Genomic DNA, 19,895 nt, shown 5'->3' with positions numbered 1-19,895 from the left:
GGGTGACGTCGCACTTAGGGCGAGAGCACGACCCGGAATTTCGCCTGAGTGGTCTTGAGCAGATACAGTTCGGTTGTTGCCAGCAGCCGCAAAGCGTCATCGGTGATGGAGGCAACCGAGCCCCCTGGCTGGACAATGATCATCTCGAACTCAAGTCTCGCGCGGCGCGACTTTTCCTTGAAGTAAGAAAGGCCTTTCATCTCGCCCTTCAGGAAGCGGTTATGGCCTTCGCGAACCCAGGTTTCCTGCCGCCTTTTCAGATCGTGATAGAGTGTCGGAAGCCCGGCATGCTTTGCTAGGATGCTCTTTTGTGCTTGGCCGCATACGATGTAGAAGTTCCGGATATCCTGTGACACCCGCGCCTCATGAGCGCCCTTGCAGTGGACGAGGCATAACTTGATCGTATTGTCGTCGACGTCTTTCAAACATACGAGGTCAGCTGCCTCCCCGTGACCGTCATCGTTGAAGATGACGTCAAACTCTCCCTTAATCTGCTCGAATGTCCGGAACTGGATGGTCTTCCGGTCGCCTGCTTTGTGCATCGATTCCTTGTTGAGCTCGATGCCATCCCAGGTCCACGCTTCAAGCTTGTCACGCTGGTAAAGCCCCACGTCCAGCTTCACTGGAATGTGGTAGCAGTTGTAAGAGTATGTCCCGTCTGCGTAGCGGACGATGAATGGGTCCTTCTGGAGATATTCTTCCAGCGGGACCGCCGGCAGCGTGCCGTGACGGAATCGGAGCGGGGGGCCGGAAATATGGTCGTGGCGGTAGCCGCCTGGAATCCCCTCGCTGATAACGAGGGCATATTCGGATGTCGCGCCGTCGCTTTCGATACGGAAGACGATTTCGCCGTTCGATCCGACATCACCGAGATTTAGATCAACGGCAAAAGCAGGGACTTCAGACGAACCAAAGATGACAAACTGCCGGTCGTTGAAACGCATTTGCGCCTGCTCACCCCATTGAGCCGATATCGGCCATGCGGAGTACGACTTCGTCAGTCTTTCCGGGCGAAGGAAGTCGCGCACGACGTTGCTCTCGCTCTCAACTTCGGACGAGACCTTCGCCCACGTCGCGGCGGTCCACTCTATCCAGTCGGATATTGTGCCGGACTTTTGCTGCCACACCTTTCCGCGGCGCTGAGTCCCTCCCCAGAGGACGCGCTCTCCGTCCTCGTATCCAAGGCAGGCGAGGTTGTTTAGCGAGGATTCAGCCTTCTCGATACTTGCGAGACCTTCCGTGACGTTTGGCCCAAAATACGAGGTGAAGCTGATTGCACCGATACGCGACGAACCAAGGCTCTTCACTAGCGGCAGCTCGACATTGTTGAGAATGTTGAAGATTGGCGTACCCGACACCAGCGTTGTCTCGTCGTTCGTGACCGCCTTGGCGAGCTTCTCGGACCGTAACGCGTCGTAGTCGCTCGCGAAGAGGCAAAGCGCTCCAGCAACCTTATCCCACTTGAGAATCAAGAGGTCGTAGATTGTGTCGTACACATTCTGGTAGTTGCCCCAGGTCACTTCACTAGAACGGCATACTACGGCGACCAGAACGGCGTCCTTTTCACTGAGCGCGTACCAACTCTCTGAGTCTTTCTGAAGCACCGACGCGAAGGCCAGTGGTTTCCAATCCTCGCATCTCGTCCGGAAGAGCTGTGCTGAAAGCGCCGGCCGGAGGTTCCAAAGCGAAAGGTTGGCATGGAGATCACCAGACTCCTTGAGGGCAAGCACCACGTCCTGCAGCCGCAACTCTTGCGCAATTCTCTCCTCGCTCAAGCGCTTAATGAGCAGATCCCAGTCGGCTCCTTCTGCGTAGAGGTCGGCGAGTTTTGCTTCTGCATTGGGGTCGGCAACATTGGTCACGACCGTCGCCTCGCCAATTTTGTCAGCGGGACCTTTTCGGGTGAATCGGCCGATGAACTGAAGTGTCACGGCCAGCGACTTATGCGTGTCGTGAAGGGCCGCGACCTTGAGGTACGGCAGGTCGAACCCTTCCCCCAGCATGTCAACGCAGATGACGATCCGGGCTCCGTCGGCTCCTCGATCGAAGAGTTGGGCCATAGCCTCGCGATTGATCAAGCTGCGCCCGGGACCAGAGTATACGACGACCGGTTTGAGGTCCGGAGCGAGACGCTGGTAGATGCGGCCCACCGCTTCGGCCCGGTTCTTTGACGACGTCCGCGCCATCAGCAGGTGATCGAGCTTCAGGTCGTTCCGGTCATGGCGGAGCGTCGCAATGGCTTCATTGGCAATTGCGACATCGCGGGCTTGCTCGTCCCCGTATTCTTCGATCGTTTTGAGGTTTATAGGGCGGTAATAGCCGGCGGCCTGGGCATCACCGAGCTTGTAGTTGAAGATGATTTTGCCATCGATGCGCTTGCCATCACGCCGGAACGGCGTTGCGGTGAATTGGAGAATACGCTTTGCAGCGAAGTGCTCCCGAACACTCTGCCATGTGCTGGCAGTGATGTGGTGGGCCTCATCGACGATAAGATCCGAGCATGCGTCTGCAAGACGGCGGACTACCGCGGCGTCCGAAGCGTCGAGGACGTTCGGAAGGGCAACGATCACGTTTGCGTTCTGGATGATCGATTTCAGTTCATCCGCCGACCTTATGCCAGTGGTGATAATTGCGACACGAGGCTTGGCGAGGTCGTGCGTGATGACCTGGGCCATGGGCAGAATGCCAAGGCTAATGAACTTGCCAGCGATTTGGCTTCGCAGTGTATCACTGGGAACGAGGACGAGTGTGCGTCCAAGCCGTCGGTAGACGAGCGTTGCTAGCATGGTTTCTGTTTTGCCGGTGCCCGTCGGAAGGACGACGGTGGCTGGTTCAAAACTGGAGCCGACTGCAAAGTGGGCGGAGATAGCGTGCAGTGCGCCGATCTGCGGGGTGCGCAAGCCCGGGAGGTCGTGCTCCTCGTCCTCGATCCGAAAATCGAATCTGTTGATCCATGACTGCAGGACCCTTTCCGGCGTGTCGGCGTATGTCGCCAATTCGCCTTGGGAATCCCATTGGATCTCAAAGGTCTCAGGAAGGTTGTCGGGCTCGTCGACGCTCGGTGCCGCGACCACGGGCAGCGGGGTGGATACCCGGCGCGCACCCTTTCGGCGAAAGAGAATCTCGCGATACGGAGGACTGAGCTCCGTAGTGATGAGATCGTGCCCCTTGATCTGTGACGGTGAGATTTGTGCCTTCGTGGAAGCGCCGCCAAAGACGCGCTGAACGATGCGATTGCCGCCGACCTTCAGGCCGCGATCTGGCAGTGCTGGAAATTTAAGCGTGCCACGCCAAGCAGGAAATAGGCTCATATCCCAGTGTCGTAGAGAGTTGAGAGGTACTTTCCATGTGCGGTCTGCATCTAATAATGGCGAGTCTGAAAAGGCGAATCAGAAAGGATGAATTTGGTCGATTTTGATGGTTATGAACAGAAATATGTGTTTTCGCATTCGGATATGCAGTCGGCCTTAGACTGCGGCAGTAAATGATGGAGTTCGCAAATGCTAGACAACTCTATCGGCACTAGGGCCACGCTTTTGCTGGGCTGTCTTGCTGTTGCAGAAATTGGGCGCTGACTGGCACCAAAACCGCAGTCAGCTCCGACGCCTCGGGAGAAGATTATGCTGTGTCGTCGGAACCATCCGGCTGGGTCGACGGCGGCAAAAAAGGTAATCGCGGTCGATTGCGAAGGTCCCGGCTGGATTCCCGACAGTGGCTGCAAAGAGCGTCTTGGTGTCCCTCCAGGACTTTCCGCGTGGAGGAGTTTGTCGCGATCGGCGCGTAGTTTGATAGTTGCTTTTCTTGGAAGTTTATCGCCATCTTGTCTTGCGGAAGGGGGTACGCATGCGCAATGTGAAGGGGACGCGACATAGCCTTCGTAGTAGCCGGCAGTTGTCAATCATTGCCCAAGATCCATCCGTCAAAGTAGATAATCGAATTGTCAGAGCATCGATTGATGTTCCCGCCGAAGAACTGTTGCCGGGTCCACGCGGCTATAGGGTCGTGGTTGTAGACTATGATGTGACCGCTAATGCCCTGTATCGGCCAGCGAGCCTGCCGTCCGGGCTCGAAGGCGAATATACCGACCCGTATGAGAACGCGCCGGACGAAACGCTACTCTCCGATCCGCGTTTTCATGCACAGAATGTCTATGCTATTGCCATGCGCATTCTGGCGCGCTTCGAGTTCGCTCTTGGCCGCCGAGTGCAATGGGGGTGCGAGGGCCATCAACTCAACATCTTGCCTCACGCATTCGCTGAGCCAAACGCTTTTTACTCACGCGACGATCGGTCGTTGTTCTTCGGGTATTTTGAAAGCTTTCCCGACAAACAGGGCAAAACGCATACAGTTTTTTCCTGTTTGTCGCATGATGTCATTGCTCACGAGACTACTCACGCAATCCTTGATGGACTGCGCTCGCGGTATCTAGAGCCGTCTGCGCCCGATCAGGGCGCATTTCATGAGGGTCTAGCAGACGTTGTCGCGCTCCTTTCCATCTTTGCGATTCCTGATGTCGTCGGTGCGGCACTCGATGGAGCAGCTGCGGGGGCATTGATCGACCAAGCGCTGCTCGAAAGGGACACGCTCGCCAACTCGGTCCTCTTCCGCCTAGCAGACGAAATGGGGCAAGAACTAAGTGGCGTCCGAGGTTCCGCACTTCGCCATTCGATCACGTTGCCGCCCGGCAGGAATTACATCGACGATCCAGCATACCAGGAGGTCCACAAACGCGGCGAACTGCTCGTTGCCGCCATGTTGCGGTCATTTCTCGACATATGGATCAGTCGCCTGAGCCGCATCGGTACGATCGTCAACGGGCAGAAGGACAGGTCACTGGTGATAGAGGAGGGTGCGCGTGCGGCAGACCATCTTCTGACCATGGCCATTCGTGCCGTCGACTATTGCCCACCCACCGATCTTTCATTTTCTGACTATCTCTCTGCCCTTTTGACCGTTGACCGCGAGGTCGTTCCTGACGATCGCTACGGCTATCGAGACGCGTTGCTGGCGAACTTCGAGGCCTTCGGCATCCTCCCAAGTGGACGGGCTTCCACAGACGGCACTTGGCTGCGCTGCGACGACGAGATGGTTTACAGCCGGACACATTTCGATTCGATGCTACGGGACAACGAGGAGGTCTTCCGCTTCATCTGGGAAAACCGAAGAACGCTAAAGATTGGCGACATCGGTTATATCGAGGTGCAATCGGTACGCCCGAGCGTGCGCATCGCGCCCGACGGTTTCGTTTTGCGCGAGACGATCGCTGAGTATGTGCAGGTCCTGACGGTCACGGCCGGCGAGCTTCGTTCGGACTTTAAAGTCGAAGTACCAAATGGCATAGAATCGTGGCGTTCTCTGCGGCTGCTTGGCGGCGGAACGCTGGTCTTCGACGAATATGGCCAGCTAAAGTATCAGATTGCCAATCATCTTTTGAAGGATCGGGGTGACAGGAAGCGACAAGAGGATCGGCTCGCTTATCTCTGGAAGCAAGGCCTTTTGGACACGAAAAAAGCAGGGAATTTCTCCGCTCTGCACCTTGCCCGTAGCGGTGTACAAGAGAGGGTCTGATGAAGCCCAGCCGTGTAGTCATCACCTCCTATCAAGTGGGTTTCGGCGACTGCTTCCTGCTCTCGTTCGAATATCCGAACGAGAAGCGGCATGTGCTCGTCGATTTCGGTTCGACCGGATTGCCTGACGGGGTCCCGAAAAACCAACTCGAACTGATCGCCAACAACATCGCCGTACGGACAAACGACGAGAGACTAGCGGTCGTCGCCACCCACCGCCACAAGGACCACATTTCCGGCTTTGGGACGAAGAAGCACAGACCATCATCGGGAAAGACGATCGCGGACCTGAGACCAGAACTTGTTTTACAGCCGTGGACAGAGGATCCGGAACTAGCCGTGGACGCCAAGGGTCCGTTGCCGCGAGGAGTATCGCTCTCGGCTCACCACGTTTCGTCACTGGCCGCCATGCAACAGGTGGCTGGCGCGATCCTCAGTGAGGTTAAGCGCGTCCGCTATCTGTCGCCTGCGCTTCGCCAGGAACTTTCCTTCATGGGCGAGAACAATCTCGCAAATCTAGAAGCCGTCGAAAACCTAATGACGATGTCGGCTACCCGCGAATATGCGAAAGCTGGCGACAAGACCGCGCTTGAAGGCCTGCTTCCCGGGGTCAAGATCGACATTTTGGGGCCACCCTCAATCGAGCAGTCGGACAGTATCACCAAGCAGCGCAGCCGCGACCAGGACGAATTCTGGCATCTCATGGCGCATGCCGCTTCGTCCCTCGGTCCAACGAAAGCGCAACGGGTCGCTCCACTGTTCCCCGATTTTACGGCTGAAAAGACCGCTGGCCATTTCCCGATCGATGCGCGCTGGATCATTCGTCAAGCGAAGCGCTTGCGCGCCGACCAGATGTTGAGACTGGTGCGCATCCTAGACAGTGTGCTGAACAACACGAGCCTGATTCTGCTGTTTCGCTGCGGGTCGAAGAGCCTTCTCTTCCCAGGCGATGCTCAGATAGAGAACTGGTCCTTTGCGCTAAGTCAGGCTGCCGTGCGAGAGAAGCTCAAGAAGGTCGATCTCTACAAGGTTGGCCATCACGGAAGCCTAAACGCGACACCGAAATCGCTCTGGGAGCTCTTCGAGCAAAGGTCTGTTGAGGGCAACCCGGGGCGGCTCCAAACTCTGATGTCCACCATGGCTCACAAGCATGGGGACGAAGAACGGCGCACTGAGGTTCCCCGCCAAACATTGGTGCAGGCGCTTGAACACCAAAGTGCGCTCTTCACAACGCAAAGTCTGAAGGGCAACGAACTCTTCCACGAAACTTCCCTGGATTTGTCATGAACAGTGAGCCAGCCCGTCCTCTGGCAGATCCGCTGGCCGGCAGTCGAAATCTTGTCATCTGCTGCGACGGGACCTCCAATCAGTTCAGCGAGGACCGCACCAACGTTGCTAAGCTGTGTCGCATTCTCCGTAAGGATCGTGATCGTCAGCTTGTCTATTATCATCCAGGCATCGGTACCAAGGCTCCGCCCGGATTTGTAACAGGTCTTGGTGCCAAGGTTGCCAAGCTTGCCGGGCTTGCCATCGGCTACGGGCTGAAGCGTGACATCGTCGATGCCTATATCTTTGTCATGACGTATTTCCGCCCGGGTGATCAGCTGTTCGTTTTCGGCTTCAGCCGCGGCGCGTACACTGCACGTGTGCTGGTCGCCCTGATCAAGATGTACGGCCTTTTGATGCCGGGCAATGATGCGATGGTTCCCTATTTGGTGGACATGTTCTGGGCAATCGACAAAGCGCGCGACAACACTGACCGTCGAGACGCTTACTTCAAGCTTGCAGCGGACTTCAGACAGGAGCTAGCGACCCAAAACTGCCGGCCGCATTTTGTCGGTGTCTGGGACACGGTCAGTTCAGTTGGGTGGATCGGTTCACCCACGGCTCTGCCATATACGTACGACAATCCTGATATCGCGGTCCTCCGTCATGCCGTCGCTTTGGATGAGAAGCGAGCATTCTTTCGCACCAACCTTGCCGCAACGCCTGAGGGGCAGGACATTCGGCAGATCTGGTTCGCCGGCGCCCATGCTGACGTCGGTGGTGGCTATAAGGAAGCCCAAAGCGGACTGTCGCGCATCGCATTGGGCTGGATGATTGAGGAGGCGGAGAAGCATGGGCTTCTCGTGGAGGACGCGGCTAAAGGCGCCTTACTTCATCAAATCGCCCTCGACGCTGAAAACCGTGATCTCCCGATTCACAATTCCATGACCTGGAAATGGTGGGCTGCGGAGTTCGTGCCGAAGCGGCGTTACGACGCCTCGACAGGCCGCAAGGGCTGGCGCATCAATCTCTTCGGCCGGAGAGAGCCTGGAGTTGATCCAATCCTCCACGACAGTGTCTGGACACTACCTGGCTATGAGATCCCGTGGGGATCGAGAAAGGCATCCGAAGTTTGGCCGCCGGCTGGCTGACATTGCTGACATGTCGATGGCAGCTTTCGGCATTACAACAATTGGCGGTTGATCCTACGTTCAAAATTCCAGCACTGCGCTAAAAGCCACCACCGAAATACGGTCCGATCTTGCCAAGCTTGTGATCTACAAGATCGCCCGTTGGCAGCTACTGCATTGTTGTGCCGGTGCCTGGCGACCAGGGTTGGCTATGAGGCCTACCGCGCGGGAACGATCGGAAAGAACCCGTAGCGACCAAGGCCTTCTTTCTTCGTGAATTCGACCGCTTGCTCCGATGCCCGAATATCGGCAGGAGGATCGGTGTTTTCGATGACTAGGACCTGCCTGTCTTCCGGCAAGCCTGCAAGAAACTTGAAAAAATGCGAGTTCAGATCAGTACCGCTAAGATCGTCGCCGTCTCCTTCCGGCTCACGGTAGGAAAGCAGCGGGGAGTCAAGGACGACGAAACCTGGATGCGGAGTTTCAAATTGCCGGCAATATTGGAGAAGGCTGACCGTGAAAGCCGCCTGCGTGATGGCACGAAGGCCCTTTCCGAAAGAGGTCCGGTTCTTGCCGTTGATAACAAGGTCCCGCGTCTTCGCTTCGAAGTGAACGCGGTCGATCTCGGGGAAATGCCAAGCCACTAGGGTGGAGAGCACTACACCGGCAAATTTGTCCGCCGTCGTGCTCGGCAAGTCGACGTCAGCGAGGCTGTTTCCACTATCGACGGATGCTTCGCCCTCCCGTTCTAGGGCGGCCTTGCGCTGTTCAAGATCCGATAGGCCGCGATAAATCGCGAGCGCCTCGCGGACCTCGCCATCCTTGTCCGCCAATTGTCTATAGGCGGTTCTAAGCTGACGCAAATTGGGCGCGACTACCCGGTCGATCTCGCCGGATACGGTTGCAAGCTGCTCTTCGAGCACCGGAAGCCGGCGCTCGAAGCTCACGGCTTCCTTGCGCAATGTTGCGATCGTCTGCGTCAATTCGCGTTGACGCACTTCGATCTTGCGTATCTCGGACTGTGCGGCGACAACTGCCTTGTCCACATCAAAATCGCATTCGGCCTTGCGATGATGTTCGGGCGCCGAGCCGCAGAACGGACAGATGCCGGCACCGAGAGCACCGAAAAGGCTGCCTGCTTCTTCGATGCCGCGAAGCCTTTCCGTATCGGAACGGTAGTGCGCGTCGAGCAATGTGAAGCGCTCCAGCAGCGCGGTGATCTCTGTCAGCCGGTCTCTTCCGTCTTCGACGCGACGCGCGATGTCCCTGCGGCGCGCGGCGGCGTCCTTGAATTCTGTTTCGGAGACGGCAAGAAGCTCGCCCTGAGATCGCATGGACTCGCCAAGCCGCTCGCGCTGGCCTTCCAGCTCGTCCGGCGGTCCGGCCAGTTCTTTGACCTGGCGGCGGTGACTTTCTATCAATTGATCAAGCAGGTCGAGCTGGGCGCTGCGACTTTGTTCTTCGGGGGTGCGCGGCTGCGCGGTCGCGAGTGCAGAATCGTCGACGCCCGTTAGCAGCAGCTTGAAGACGGAGGTGTTCGTCGTGTCTGCCGTGTAGTTGCCATCGGACAGCGGCGAGCGCTGCTGGATGATCTCTTCCTCGTTGATGATCACCAGGCGCGCAAGATTACGGAAGCTGAGGCTGTTGGTGTCGCCGCGCTTGTTCCGTCTCACTCGCTTATGGGCGAGGTCGAGCTTTGCCAGCAGGTAGGCCGAAAGGTTTTCCTCGTTCCGGTCGCTATGGACATCGGCAAGCGGCGTGCCTTCACCCACGGGGAGCTTCTCGGAATAGAGGCCTTCGAAGAGACGAAACGCGCCGCCTTCGGTACTTCGAACCAGCGTGAACTGATCCCCTTCCAGCGTGTCCATCGCGAGCAGTATCAGGTCGTAACCCACCCGCTCCGGAATATCGCGAAGCGGCCCTTTGCCGCCGAGCATGAAATCGATGGCATCGACGATGAAGGACTTTCCGGTGTTCGAAGCGCCATGGATGACGTTGAGTCCCGGACGGAACGGAATAGTAGCCAGTTCTCGCGTCGGTCCGTGAAAACTGAGATGCCGCAGGCGCAGACCTTTTTTCATGCGCTTGCACCGAGGCTGCGTTCGACGTTCTGGAACTCTACAACCCAAGTGTCGAAGAATTTGCGCATCAACGCATCGAGCGCAAAGTCTGTGTAATCCGCAAGATGGTAGACGAGCCAGTCAGCCCGGTCCTTCAACGCTGCGATATAGGGCGTACGCAATGAATCGAGAAACATCGCGGCACCCTCACCTGCCCGATAAGAGATCCCCTTTTCGTTGACGACCCGCGTGACCAGATCGCGCGTCATCATCAGATGCAGGGCGTCCTGAACCACCCGGCGTCGGACTTCAGTTGCCGGCGTCTGGATCGGCGTCCCTGGATGCAGGTCGTCGGGTCCGCCTAATTGATGCGTTCGCACCAGCAGATAGTCGAACGCCGTGAGCCGCTGAATGTCATAGGCGCGCGGAAAGGCTGCGCCCAACACAGCGACCGCGCGAACGCCAGCCTCGAGCGGGCCGTTGAACGTCAACGAAAACTGGTCGCGGGCTATTTCGTCCATTTGAGTCGGTCTTCATTAGCGAGCTGATGGCAAATGCCTCGCTTGTCTTTCACAAGTGCGCTCGCACCCAGTGGGTGGGCGTCGAGCGGAACGTCCTGCGCCGCCTGTGTTACAGCCTTAACTCGCTCAAACCCGTCAGCATGGTCACTATCGGCGGTGTCCGCTACACCATGGTAGATTTCTTCCTGCAACCCCTCGAAGGTGCCGGGTTCCACCTTGTCCCGAACAAAAACGCGCAAAGCTTCGGCATGGTAGAAGCACTCGCGCTGCCGCTTGAAATGATCTTCGAGCGGTTTCCACGCCTTCAGCGCGGCAAGATCGGGAACATTCGTTTTGGTATGATCGGCGTAGGCGGCGAGAAGACGGGCGACATAGACGCTCTCATGTTCCCCCAGGTCTGTTGGAGGTGCACCTACGACGGGGCGGGGCGGCAAGCCGCCGCCGAAGCGAGCGATGAAATAGGGCGTGGCGCGATGTTGCTCGATCACTTCGCGGGGTGACATCGGCTGAAATATCGAGAAGTCGAAAGCGCCGACATATTCCGCGAACTTGCCTTCGAGCTTTACAGACTGCGTGGCGGTGATTTTGTCGGCGACGGCCTTGGGCCAAGCCTCGGTTAGTGCCGCCTTCAACGCCGGCGCATTAGTGAGGAACTGCGTGAGCGTAGTCCCGGTCCCGCGCGGGGCGACGAAGTAGTAGGCGCGGGGCGGAACAAATTCACCGTTAAACGAGTGCCAGAGCATCTTGCCGATTTCTGGCCATGCGGTACCTGGCGTGATGGCGTCGCGGTAGTGCTTGCACTGGTAATTGTCCCAAACCCCTTGCAAATAGTTCTTGTCAGCGAAGCCTGCGACATCGATACCGCGATCGTTCGCGCCGGTGTAACGCAGTACCTTGTGATACTTCGTCTTGAGAGACGAGACCCACTCTTCGATGAAGGTCTCCCACTGCGCCGGATCGTAGGTGACGATGCGGACCAAAGGTTCGATAGGTGGCCCGCTCTGCACCTGCGTTGGTGAGAGCATCGTAAGGCTAGGCGGGGCTGGCTCTGTCTCGACAAAATCCGCTGCCGCGCCGTCCTCCGACGGCGCGGCAGCGTCGTGATCCGCAGTCAAGGTTTCTGAGTCGCCCACCACGTTTATATAAGGAATCTACGCCAAGTCATTGTCAACAAGCATTTGTCTCAGTCAACTAGGTAGTACCGAAGCAAAGGCGGCAGAGATTTGTATGGCTATCCCTTGCACGGTCGTTGTCTCGGGGGGCTTGTTAACCGGCCATTTGGACCGTTCTTGGCGTTCGAGACACCAATTACGGGCGGGGGTGAGCCTAATGTCAAGCACGATGTGAACTCGTCGATCAGGAGGAGTTCTAGCCGCTTAACCCGATTGCAGCCTTTGTTCATGATTTGTGCGCCTAAAGTCGCATAAAGGGCAGTCTGGAACTGGCCGGGCTAACAGTAGCATCCGCCAGTTTAGGCGACCAGCGGGCGTTAACTTTGCCTGCCTGCATCGCCGCTCGGGAAATTGATTCCTCAGAGTGGATCGCGATCGTCCGGAGACGCCTTCATCCAGCATCGGTGTGTGGCCAGGCTATTTTGCAGCTAGACCAGCCTCCACAAGTCGCCGGAACGCTTCAGATCTGCTGGGGAGATCTGGTTGAGCGCGACGCCATTCGTCAATGCGACTGAGCAAGTCGGTCGAGAGCCGCAACTCGAAGCGTTCGGTTTTAGTCTCGACCGGTTCCGGAGTATTTGACAAGGGCGATGTCCGTAATGTACGGTATGTACGTAATCCGTGGTTGCCTCTGCGCAGCCGAACGATGTGCTCCAACACATCGTTCGGCCTAACCACAACCCAAGCTGTCTGGAGCTCGGATCATGGCTGATTCCGACAATACCACGACTTTGCCTCTCGTCACCCACAGGAGAGCTGTTGTCGGCATGGCAAGTGCAATTGCGAGATCAATCCGAAATTCCTTTGCCGGCAGAGATCCGAATAGACGCCAGCAGACCGGGCCTGCGGAAGCCCTATGGTGGAAATGGCAGGATGCTTATGAGGAGGCTCAGAGACTTTGCCGTCAGCAGCAGTGCCTGGAGCGCAAACTGATCGAAACGGTTGGACTTCCTTGCGCGAGCGTTCAGTCGTCTGATGGCGAGAAGGCGGCTTGTCAGGCTCGCTGGGATACTGCCGATTGCGAAATTGGATACTCGGCGACGTTGCAGGCTGAGCGCGAGGCGGCGGGCCGTGCTGCGGATTTGCTCGAGATGCTCTCCAGGACCCCGGCCAAGTCCCTTCCCGAAGTGGCGGCCAAGCTCGATGCGATCCTGAGGGAAGGGCAGCCTTCACAGGACGATCCCGAGTTTCCATGGCCGCAGATCCGCTCGGTATTGGAGGATATCGTCAGGATCGACCAGCAGATGGGGCTGGGCACTCAAGCCTGAGGATCGAGGAGGCGAACACCCTCGCCCTTTTGTCCAACGGGCAAGAACTCGACGCCGGCCCTGGTCAGGGCTGCTTCGATGGCCTGCATCGTGCTGACCCGGGAATCGACCTTGCCGTTCTCCAGACGAGCCAGCGCGTTGAGCGAGACGATCGCCTTGTCGGCAAGCTCCTGCTGCGACCAACCGAGCAAAGCCCGCGCGGCTCGAATCTGTCGTGGACTGACCATGCGTCCACAAACGGCAGGGGCAGGGTCTTTGCCACCTATAGGGTTATTTTAGGCCTCATAAGGTGTATTATGTGGCTGTCTGATTTGCTGATTGCCGAGAGCGAGACTTCTGCGCGAATCGCGGCAGACGTCTTCTCGGCGGAACAGTTTGGAGCGTCGCAAGGCATTGTTGAAACCGCAACGTCCCGTCCTGCTTCGGACAACGCGAAGGTCCGCAGCCGAGAACGACCCTCATCCCGCCGATCGGCATGTCGGCAGGCAGATTGCGACGGTCCGCGTCCAGTCCGACGTCTCGCAGGGCCAGCTCGCACGGGCGATCGGCATCAGTTTCCAGCAGCTCCAGAAATACGAGAATGCGCGCAATCGCGTCAGTGCCTCGATGCTCTACGAGATCGCCATCTCGCTCGGCGTTCCCGTCAGCCGCTTCTTCGAAGGCCTGGCCGGAAATGACGAGAGCCGCGATCGGGCGCGGCCCTTGCCTGTCGATGAGCGCCTGGAGTTCATCGCCAGTGCCGAGGGGAGACACCTGATCGAGGGGCTGATGAACCTTCCACCGCGCGTTCGCGGCCGCGTCGCTTCGCTGATCGCGGCGCTGGGGGAGGAGTTGGCGTTGCCCGATAAGGAGGGCGATGACGAGGCGGCGGGCAAGACTTCGTCAGCCGATCGCCGGATGTCGTGACGCCGGCTGGCGCTGTCAGGCGAATTTTCTGGCGGCAGGGATTTCGATGCGGCCGCGGGCCGAGTGTATGTCGATCTCGACGCCGAATGCACGCGAGCGCCTGGCGAATCCCTCGAGGATTTCCCGAGCTGTGCCACCCATGGCAGCGACTGGCACCAGGCTGCCTATCGCCGATCCGGGAGACTGAGGCTCTGCGCCGATCGTGACGGGCAGAAGATCTATCTCCGTGAGGCTGTTGCCCGCATCATAGCGGCAGGCGGCGACGATGCTTTGCCAGACTTCCGGCGGATCCCACTCGGTTTCGTCGGCGTGGACGTGGAAGAGGAAGTTGCCCAACCCGTAGAAGATCGCCGAGCCGTTGTAGATTTCCATCGCCTGGAGAACCGGAGCGCCGTGGCTGACGAAGAGGCTGGCGCCGGCATCGATGCAGGTCCGGGCGAAGTTTCGCACCCAGCGCGGCACGTCCTGCCAGCTTGGCTCCCAATGATGGTGATGCAGGTAGGCGATCACGAAATCGCCCTGCGCTGCCGCTCGCCGGATCGCTGACAAATGGGCGTCCGCACTCTCCGGATCGATCTCGATCAGCCGGCCGAAGTCGGCGGCTTGCGTGAACACGGTGCCGTAAAAATTGATCTCCTTGCCAGCCGTCACCTCCAGCGGATCCTCCGGCTGCGCGTAGTTGGTGAGCTCGAAGGCCGAGCACTGCAGATGTTCGCCGAGCCTTGCCAGCCTGCGCAGATGCCCGTCCGGCACCCCGATCTTGCGCACGGTTTTGAGTCGGTTCACGCCTGGGCGGGCAGGGCGGAACGCGGTGCGGTCTTCGGCATACATGCTTGCGGGGCCGGGCCCCGCATCGAGCGCAAGAAGCGCGACCTCTCGCCCGCCGAGATGCTGGCGGCCTGGCTTGCGGGCGCTGGTCCCGTCGGTGCCGATGCCGGCATGAAGGAAGCCGCGGCGGTCCACTTCTTCAAGCGTCGAGAGAATCCCGCCGGCGCCGAGATCGAAGGCGTGGTTGTTGGCAAGCGCGAGCGCGTTGAAGCCTAACGCCTGCAATGTATCGAGCACCTCGGCCCTGGAATAGCCGAAATACCTGCCCTTGGTCGCCCAGCCGCCATGATTGCCGAGGATGGTCGACTCGAAATTGGTGAACACGACATCGCCCTGGCGCAGGAAGTCGATGACGGCTGCGAAGCACTCGTCTTTGACATCGCGGACGTCACGCGTGATCAGGGATTGGCCGGTCAAGACGGCGCAGAACTGGTCTTTCATGAATTTACCTTCAAGGAGGGGAGGGCGGGCCGGGTTAGAAGCCGGCGCCGCGTCGGGTGTGGGTTCGGCGCAGGCTCAGTTCGAGGCCGCCGGCGAGATGTCGGTCTTGAACCATTTCAGGCTGAGCGCCTTGATCGTCCCGTCCTTCGTCGCGGCCTCTATCGCCTCGTTGAACTTGGTGAGCAGCTCGGTGTCGTCCTTGCGCATGCCGGCGCCGACGCCAGGTCCCCACAGGCCGCCCTTCAGTTCGGGGCCGAAGAACGCTGCCCCCGAACCTGACGGCGTCTCCAGGAAATCCCGCCACGTGAAATAGTCGGCAAGGCCGCCGTCGACCCGGCCGGCTGCAAGGTCGAGCTTCATATTGTCCAGGCTGTCATAGCTGCGGATCGTCACGACATCGCCCATGAGCTGCTTCACCACCGCTTCCGAATTCGACGAGCGCAGCACCGCGATCGCCTTTCCCCCGAGCGTCGAGCGCAGGCGTTCGATCGCAGCCTTCTCCTTGTCCCCGATGATCGACAGATTGATCTTCTGACCGGTGTCGCCGGGATCGAGACCGAGCTCCTTGCGCACCACGAACTGGTTGAAGCCGCTGGCGTAGGGGACGGAGAAGGCGATCGACTGCTTGCGCTTCTCGGTGATCGCCATGCCCGACATGATGACGTCGAACTTGCCCACCAGCAGCGCCGGGATGATCCCGTCCCAGTCCTGCGGCACGAACGTGCATTTGATCGCGATGCGGCGGCAAAGCTCTCGGCCGACATCGATGTCGTAGCCATAGAGCTCGCCCTTGTCGTCTGTTCCGTCCCAGGGCGGCGAGGCGCCTTCGGAGGCGATGGTTACGACGCGTTCGCTCTCTGCGCTGGCCGGGAAGGCCGGCGTCAGCGCTGCGATAGCGGCAGCAATAGCCAGGGGTATGCGCATGATGCACCTCTTCTATGATTTGGACTTGGGTGGAGCTTCTGGAGCGGCGCGCCGTCAGGGTAGCGGCGTTGTGAGGCCTTGGCCGGGCAGGGGCGGGCGCCATCGTGATCTCGACCGCTGTGCTGGCGGCCGCTCTGTCGAAAGCCTGCGTTCCAGGAATTGCGTTGCTTTCACGGCAATCGACGTCAACAGCAGGTAGATCGCTCCGGCGACGATGAAGATCTCGTAGGGCGCGAAGGTCGTCGAAACCATCTGCCTGGCCATGCCTGTGATCTCGAGCAGCGTCACGGTGCTCGCCAGCGACGAGCCCTTGATCATGCCCACCACCTCGTTACCATATGCCGGGAGCGAGATCCGGAAGGCGATCGGGAAGGTGACCAGACGGGCAGTCTGGAGACGCTTCAGCCCGAGCGATGAGGCCGCTTCGATGACGCCCCTCGGCACCGACTGGAGACCGCGCGCCAGGATCTCCGTCGTGTGGGCGGCGCTGTTCAGCGAAAAAGCAAGCAGCGCGCACCAGAAGGGGTCGCGCAGCACCACCCAGAAGACGCTTGCCCGCACCGCCTCGATCTGGCCGAGGCCGTAATAGATCAGGAAGAGCTGCACCAGCATCGGCGTGCCGCGAACGACATAGGTGTAGGCCAGCGCCGCGCCCGAGAAGCCCGGACGCCCGAAGGCGCGCACGAAGGCCAGCGGCACCGACAGAAGAAATCCGGCGGTCAACGAAAGCACAGTCAGGGTCAGCGTCAGCGCGATGCCCGAAGGCAGGACAGCGACCGCCTCGAGCATCAGACCGAAATTCATGGCGCGCGCCCTCCTAATGGCCAAGAGCGGGATAGCGCCGCTCCGCGACGCGGATCGACAAAAGGGTGAGGGTGGTCAGCGACAGGTAGAGGGCTGATGCCGCCAGATAGAAGGTCAACGGCGCGCGCAGCGACCCGGCCCCGACATAGGCGACGCGCATGATGTCGGTCAGGCCGACGATCGAGACGAGTGCGGTGTCCTTGAACAGCGAGATCCAGAGGTTGCCATAGGCCGGCAGCGCCAGCCGCAGCATCTGCGGGCCGATGACGAGAAGCCAGCGCTGCCAGGCGCCCAGGCCAAGCGCCTTGGCAGCTTCGGTCTGGCCGGCGGGCACCGCGGCAATCGCGCCTCGGAACACTTCGGTCGCATAGCCGCTGAAAACCACCGAAAGCGCGATGACACCGGCACTGAACGCGTTCACCTCGACATAGCGCCCGGCCAGCCTGCTCGCGAGCGTGGTCCCGCCGAAATAGATGAGCAGGATGATGAGAAGCTCAGGCACGCCCCGCACAATCGTGGTGTAGGCCGTCACGATGCGGGCGAGCGGCGGGTGCGTCATGCCTCTCGAGATCGCCAGAAGCAATCCGGCGGCCGTGCCCAGGCAGCCGCTGATCAGCCCAAGGCTGATGGTGACGGTGAGGGCGACAGCAAATTGAGCAGTAAAACCACCCATCGGGCGTTTTCCTTGAAGTGCAATACGCTAAAGCATGCCGCCGTCGTGAATGTCAAAACTGGCAGGCATACCTGTGATTGTGGTTTTTATCCCAAATAATTCTGGGTTAATCGGCGGATTAGTATTATGCTATGACCCGCCTCATAGGCGTTCAATCTATAAATTTTATAATTTTTGCTATAAGCGATCATTATAGCCTGAGGTTTAAACTGGGAGAGATTTTCGCTGTGCGACGGTCGCTCGACCGGCGTTGCGCCGCAAAGAAAGGCAGCCGGCGCTTTGCAAGCCTGACGAGCAAAGCCTATGCGCGGGCCCGGCCCGCGCGCTGGTCTCCGCTATTTGGGGATGGAGGCGATCGAGGGGCGGGCTCCTGATCTTGGAGCCGGCTATTTGTCTGCTGAGGTCATGCGGAGGAGATTGACGGGATCGCACTCCAGCGCCTTGGCGATCCTCTCGGCCACGTCCAGGCTAGGGTTTTTCTGCCCGCGTTCGATGCCGCCCATATAGCTGTAGGCGAGGCCCGCTTCGGTCGCCAGCGACTCCAGGGTCATTCCGCGCTTCAGGCGGACCCTGCGAACGTTTGCTCCAAAAATCTCCGCCAGGCGCATGCGCGCATAGCGATAAGCAAATCTTCAGCTTTACCAGTCACTATAGTGACTATATTATACAGCGTTCCGGGATCGCGCATGATCTCAGGCGCGGCGTCCGCAGGTCTTGGCCCAGCGTCTGCCAGGCAGCGACCGCAAAGGGCTCGGCCCACCCGTTGGAAGGAGCGCAGGCAATGGAATTGCTGCCAGGCGGCTTCAAGTTCCGTCAGTTGCAAGTCTTTCGCGCCGTTCTTCGAACCGGCTCGACACGACGGGCCGCTGCCGAGCTCGGCATCAGCCAGCCCGCCGTTAGCCAGCATGTCAAGCAGCTCGAGGCGACCATCGGCCTCACCCTTTTCAAACGGTCCGCCAACCGCATCGTGCCGCTGCTCGAGGCCTGGGAGTTGCTGCGCAACGTCGAAATGGCGCTGACGTCGCTCGGGCGGCTGGAAGCATCCATCTTCGCGATGAAGAATGAAGAAAAGCAGCGGATCGCGATCGCCGCCCCATCGGTCTTCGGTTTCGTCACCCTGCCGAAGGTGGTTGCCATCATCCATGCCAGGACCGCCTCGAATGTGCGTTCCATCTCGGGCAGCTACGACCAGATCGGCGAGCACATCCTGGCCGGCCGCGCCGATCTCGGCATCTCGAGATTGCCGCTCGACCCGCGCCTGTTCGAATGGGCCCCGCTCGGATCGGCGCGCAACGTCTGCATCTTTCCTCCCGGCCACCGGTTTTCGAGCCAGGCCCACGTCGATGCCGAGGATCTCGCCGGCGAGACCATCGTCGATATCGATCCACAATTCGCTGCCCACCAGATGAATTTCAATGCCCTGCGCTTCGCCGGCGCGGAGCCCGACATACTGGTCGAGTTCGATTGCAACGGTCACGAGGCCGGATATGTCTCGGCGGGCCTCGGCATTGCGATAACCAATGAGATCATCGCGCGCGAGTACGCTGCCTTTCACCTCGAAGCGAGGCCCGTGGAACCGTCGGGGCTTTATCACTATGTCGCGGTCTGGCAGAAGGGCCGCACGTTCTCCGGCGCGTTGAACGTGTCGCTCGAGGCGATCATCGCCGCATTTTCAAGACCCGACAGCGACTAAAGGGACCGGCGCTGCAGATGGCCCCTTTTGTCTTGAGCCCATCGTCGCGCGTGCAACTCGGCGGCGTACGGTTCAACAGCCTGAACTTCGCACGCTCGCCGAGCGCATCGAGCCACTGGGAGCCGCTTGGTTTGGCGCTGATCTTCGCCGCGATGCTTGGCGGCCTCGCCTATCTGCCGATCCGCGATGCGACGACCGACCTAATGGCTCGATCATCGAGATGAACAAGCAGACATCGCAGAACTTCAAGGATCTCGCCACTACCGTGTCGTGTCAGGAATTGGACTGGCGCGCCCAGCGCGGAGTCGAGGGCCATCGTGACCTGCGAGCTGGTAGCGCGACGCGAAACGAATGGGTGGAGCGGAATCGGGCGACCCACCGGCCAGCCGCCGACTTCAACCGCCAGCTGAGCGAACTCCGTCAGTACTTCGGCGCCGTGTGTGGAGCCCGCGACGTCATCCAAGACATGAAGCGCGGGGTCGACGAACTGAGGCGTAAGCAAGGCGTGCCCTGACGGAACCTTTTGGCGCTTGCCGACTTGAGAATTGCCAGGTTGGCTCCTGGTCATTCCAACCCTTTACCTCACCCGCTGGCTCCGGCCGGCGGGTTTTCTTTGTGTCGACGAACAGCGGCGGAAATAAA

18 protein-coding genes are annotated in these 19,895 nt (G+C 59.4%); 8 read left to right on the top strand and 10 right to left on the bottom strand.

Annotated elements, in window-relative coordinates; translation table 11 throughout:
* Positions 1-14 precede the first annotated feature (14 nt).
* Positions 15-3,311 (bottom strand): DEAD/DEAH box helicase family protein, encoded by a 3,297-nt coding sequence (locus FJW06_RS23610; RefSeq protein WP_140755012.1) that lies wholly within the window; start codon positions 3,309-3,311, stop codon positions 15-17.
* 532 nt (positions 3,312-3,843) lie between these two features.
* Here FJW06_RS23610 and FJW06_RS23605 point away from each other — a divergent pair.
* The 3 genes from FJW06_RS23605 to FJW06_RS23595 are packed head-to-tail and all read left to right on the top strand — an operon-like array spanning position 3,844 to position 7,984.
* Positions 3,844-5,568, top strand: a complete 1,725-nt coding sequence (locus FJW06_RS23605; protein ID WP_140755010.1) for a hypothetical protein — start codon at positions 3,844-3,846, stop codon at positions 5,566-5,568.
* Positions 5,568-6,854, top strand: a complete 1,287-nt coding sequence (locus tag FJW06_RS23600) for a hypothetical protein (protein ID WP_140755008.1) — start codon at positions 5,568-5,570, stop codon at positions 6,852-6,854. Before FJW06_RS23605 ends, FJW06_RS23600 begins: the two co-directional genes overlap by 1 nt.
* On the top strand, positions 6,851-7,984 hold the full coding sequence (locus FJW06_RS23595) for a DUF2235 domain-containing protein (RefSeq protein ID WP_140755007.1): 1,134 nt from the start codon (positions 6,851-6,853) through the stop codon (positions 7,982-7,984). Before FJW06_RS23600 ends, FJW06_RS23595 begins: the two co-directional genes overlap by 4 nt.
* A 197-nt stretch (positions 7,985-8,181) precedes the next feature.
* Here the strand turns inward: FJW06_RS23595 and FJW06_RS23590 are convergent, their stop codons facing one another.
* From FJW06_RS23590 to FJW06_RS23580, 3 genes are read right to left on the bottom strand one after another with little or no spacing between them, the layout of a single operon-like run.
* Entirely contained in the window at positions 8,182-10,044 is a 1,863-nt protein-coding gene (locus FJW06_RS23590; RefSeq protein ID WP_140755005.1) for an AAA family ATPase, read from the bottom strand.
* Positions 10,041-10,544, bottom strand: coding sequence for an ABC-three component system middle component 2 (locus FJW06_RS23585; RefSeq protein ID WP_140755003.1), 504 nt, complete (start codon positions 10,542-10,544; stop codon positions 10,041-10,043). The genes FJW06_RS23590 and FJW06_RS23585 overlap by 4 nt, the downstream gene beginning before the upstream one ends.
* Complete coding sequence (locus tag FJW06_RS23580) at positions 10,532-11,659, bottom strand: ABC-three component system protein (RefSeq protein ID WP_246674805.1); 1,128 nt, start codon at positions 11,657-11,659, stop codon at positions 10,532-10,534. The genes FJW06_RS23585 and FJW06_RS23580 overlap by 13 nt, the downstream gene beginning before the upstream one ends.
* 761 nt (positions 11,660-12,420) lie before the next feature.
* Between FJW06_RS23580 and FJW06_RS23575 the strand changes: the two genes are divergently transcribed.
* Positions 12,421-12,984: a hypothetical protein gene (locus tag FJW06_RS23575; RefSeq protein ID WP_140755001.1), complete on the top strand. Its 564-nt coding sequence runs from the start codon at positions 12,421-12,423 to the stop codon at positions 12,982-12,984.
* On the opposite strand, the gene FJW06_RS23570 is transcribed toward FJW06_RS23575, so the two are convergent.
* A complete protein-coding gene (locus tag FJW06_RS23570) occupies positions 12,975-13,211 on the bottom strand; it encodes a helix-turn-helix domain-containing protein (RefSeq protein ID WP_140754999.1) in 237 nt (78 codons plus the stop codon). The two genes, FJW06_RS23575 and FJW06_RS23570, sit on opposite strands and share 10 nt — an antisense overlap.
* A gap of 169 nt (positions 13,212-13,380) precedes the next feature.
* Here FJW06_RS23570 and FJW06_RS23565 point away from each other — a divergent pair, with 169 nt between their 5' ends.
* Complete coding sequence (locus FJW06_RS23565) at positions 13,381-13,890, top strand: helix-turn-helix transcriptional regulator (RefSeq protein ID WP_181178524.1); 510 nt, start codon at positions 13,381-13,383, stop codon at positions 13,888-13,890.
* Between the two features lie 15 nt (positions 13,891-13,905).
* Here FJW06_RS23565 and FJW06_RS23560 read toward each other — a convergent pair whose 3' ends face one another.
* The 5 genes from FJW06_RS23560 to FJW06_RS23540 all read right to left on the bottom strand — a co-directional run bounded on the left by FJW06_RS23560 (position 13,906) and on the right by FJW06_RS23540 (position 18,168).
* The gene (locus tag FJW06_RS23560) at positions 13,906-15,159 is read right to left on the bottom strand and encodes a CapA family protein (RefSeq protein WP_140754995.1); all 1,254 of its coding nucleotides are present in this window, start codon (positions 15,157-15,159) and stop codon (positions 13,906-13,908) included.
* A gap of 75 nt (positions 15,160-15,234) precedes the next feature.
* Positions 15,235-16,083, bottom strand: a complete 849-nt coding sequence (locus tag FJW06_RS23555) for a transporter substrate-binding domain-containing protein (RefSeq protein WP_140754993.1) — start codon at positions 16,081-16,083, stop codon at positions 15,235-15,237.
* A gap of 54 nt (positions 16,084-16,137) precedes the next feature.
* Positions 16,138-16,887 (bottom strand): ABC transporter permease subunit, encoded by a 750-nt coding sequence (locus FJW06_RS23550; protein ID WP_140754991.1) that lies wholly within the window; start codon positions 16,885-16,887, stop codon positions 16,138-16,140.
* Positions 16,888-16,900: 13 nt separating this feature from the next.
* On the bottom strand, positions 16,901-17,560 hold the full coding sequence (locus FJW06_RS23545; RefSeq protein ID WP_140754989.1) for an ABC transporter permease subunit: 660 nt from the start codon (positions 17,558-17,560) through the stop codon (positions 16,901-16,903).
* Between the two features lie 386 nt (positions 17,561-17,946).
* Positions 17,947-18,168 (bottom strand): helix-turn-helix transcriptional regulator, encoded by a 222-nt coding sequence (locus FJW06_RS23540; RefSeq protein ID WP_140754987.1) that lies wholly within the window; start codon positions 18,166-18,168, stop codon positions 17,947-17,949.
* Between the two features lie 173 nt (positions 18,169-18,341).
* Here FJW06_RS23540 and FJW06_RS23535 point away from each other — a divergent pair, with 173 nt between their 5' ends.
* The 3 genes from FJW06_RS23535 to FJW06_RS23525 are packed head-to-tail and all read left to right on the top strand — an operon-like array spanning position 18,342 to position 19,767.
* Positions 18,342-19,253: a LysR family transcriptional regulator gene (locus FJW06_RS23535; protein WP_140754985.1), complete on the top strand. Its 912-nt coding sequence runs from the start codon at positions 18,342-18,344 to the stop codon at positions 19,251-19,253.
* Positions 19,254-19,270: 17 nt separating this feature from the next.
* Complete coding sequence (locus FJW06_RS23530) at positions 19,271-19,477, top strand: hypothetical protein (RefSeq protein WP_140754983.1); 207 nt, start codon at positions 19,271-19,273, stop codon at positions 19,475-19,477.
* Positions 19,474-19,767 carry a hypothetical protein gene (locus FJW06_RS23525; protein WP_140754981.1) on the top strand — a complete coding sequence of 98 codons (294 nt, stop codon included), beginning with the start codon at positions 19,474-19,476 and terminating at the stop codon, positions 19,765-19,767. The genes FJW06_RS23530 and FJW06_RS23525 overlap by 4 nt, the downstream gene beginning before the upstream one ends.
* Positions 19,768-19,895 lie beyond the last annotated feature (128 nt).

This window comes from Mesorhizobium sp. B4-1-3 (assembly GCF_006439355.1).
Lineage (GTDB): Bacteria > Pseudomonadota > Alphaproteobacteria > Rhizobiales > Rhizobiaceae > Mesorhizobium.
The sequence above is the reverse complement of the archived record's forward strand: the minus strand, read 5'-3'. Positions and strand labels throughout refer to the sequence as shown.

Bases quoted from the DNA above. Each gene is read 5' to 3' on its own strand.
- FJW06_RS23610 (WP_140755012.1), bottom strand. From the start codon at position 3,311: ATGAGCCTATTTCCTGCTTGGCGTGGCACGCTTAAATTTCCAGCACTG.
- FJW06_RS23605 (WP_140755010.1), top strand. From the start codon at position 3,844: ATGCGCAATGTGAAGGGGACGCGACATAGCCTTCGTAGTAGCCGGCAG.
- FJW06_RS23600 (WP_140755008.1), top strand. From the start codon at position 5,568: ATGAAGCCCAGCCGTGTAGTCATCACCTCCTATCAAGTGGGTTTCGGC.
- FJW06_RS23595 (WP_140755007.1), top strand. From the start codon at position 6,851: ATGAACAGTGAGCCAGCCCGTCCTCTGGCAGATCCGCTGGCCGGCAGT.
- FJW06_RS23590 (WP_140755005.1), bottom strand. From the start codon at position 10,044: ATGAAAAAAGGTCTGCGCCTGCGGCATCTCAGTTTTCACGGACCGACG.
- FJW06_RS23585 (WP_140755003.1), bottom strand. From the start codon at position 10,544: ATGGACGAAATAGCCCGCGACCAGTTTTCGTTGACGTTCAACGGCCCG.
- FJW06_RS23575 (WP_140755001.1), top strand. From the start codon at position 12,421: ATGGCTGATTCCGACAATACCACGACTTTGCCTCTCGTCACCCACAGG.
- FJW06_RS23570 (WP_140754999.1), bottom strand. From the start codon at position 13,211: ATGGTCAGTCCACGACAGATTCGAGCCGCGCGGGCTTTGCTCGGTTGG.
- FJW06_RS23560 (WP_140754995.1), bottom strand. From the start codon at position 15,159: ATGAAAGACCAGTTCTGCGCCGTCTTGACCGGCCAATCCCTGATCACG.
- FJW06_RS23555 (WP_140754993.1), bottom strand. From the start codon at position 16,083: ATGCGCATACCCCTGGCTATTGCTGCCGCTATCGCAGCGCTGACGCCG.
- FJW06_RS23550 (WP_140754991.1), bottom strand. From the start codon at position 16,887: ATGAATTTCGGTCTGATGCTCGAGGCGGTCGCTGTCCTGCCTTCGGGC.
- FJW06_RS23545 (WP_140754989.1), bottom strand. From the start codon at position 17,560: ATGGGTGGTTTTACTGCTCAATTTGCTGTCGCCCTCACCGTCACCATC.
- FJW06_RS23540 (WP_140754987.1), bottom strand. From the start codon at position 18,168: ATGCGCCTGGCGGAGATTTTTGGAGCAAACGTTCGCAGGGTCCGCCTG.
- FJW06_RS23535 (WP_140754985.1), top strand. From the start codon at position 18,342: ATGGAATTGCTGCCAGGCGGCTTCAAGTTCCGTCAGTTGCAAGTCTTT.
- FJW06_RS23530 (WP_140754983.1), top strand. From the start codon at position 19,271: ATGGCCCCTTTTGTCTTGAGCCCATCGTCGCGCGTGCAACTCGGCGGC.
- FJW06_RS23525 (WP_140754981.1), top strand. From the start codon at position 19,474: ATGAACAAGCAGACATCGCAGAACTTCAAGGATCTCGCCACTACCGTG.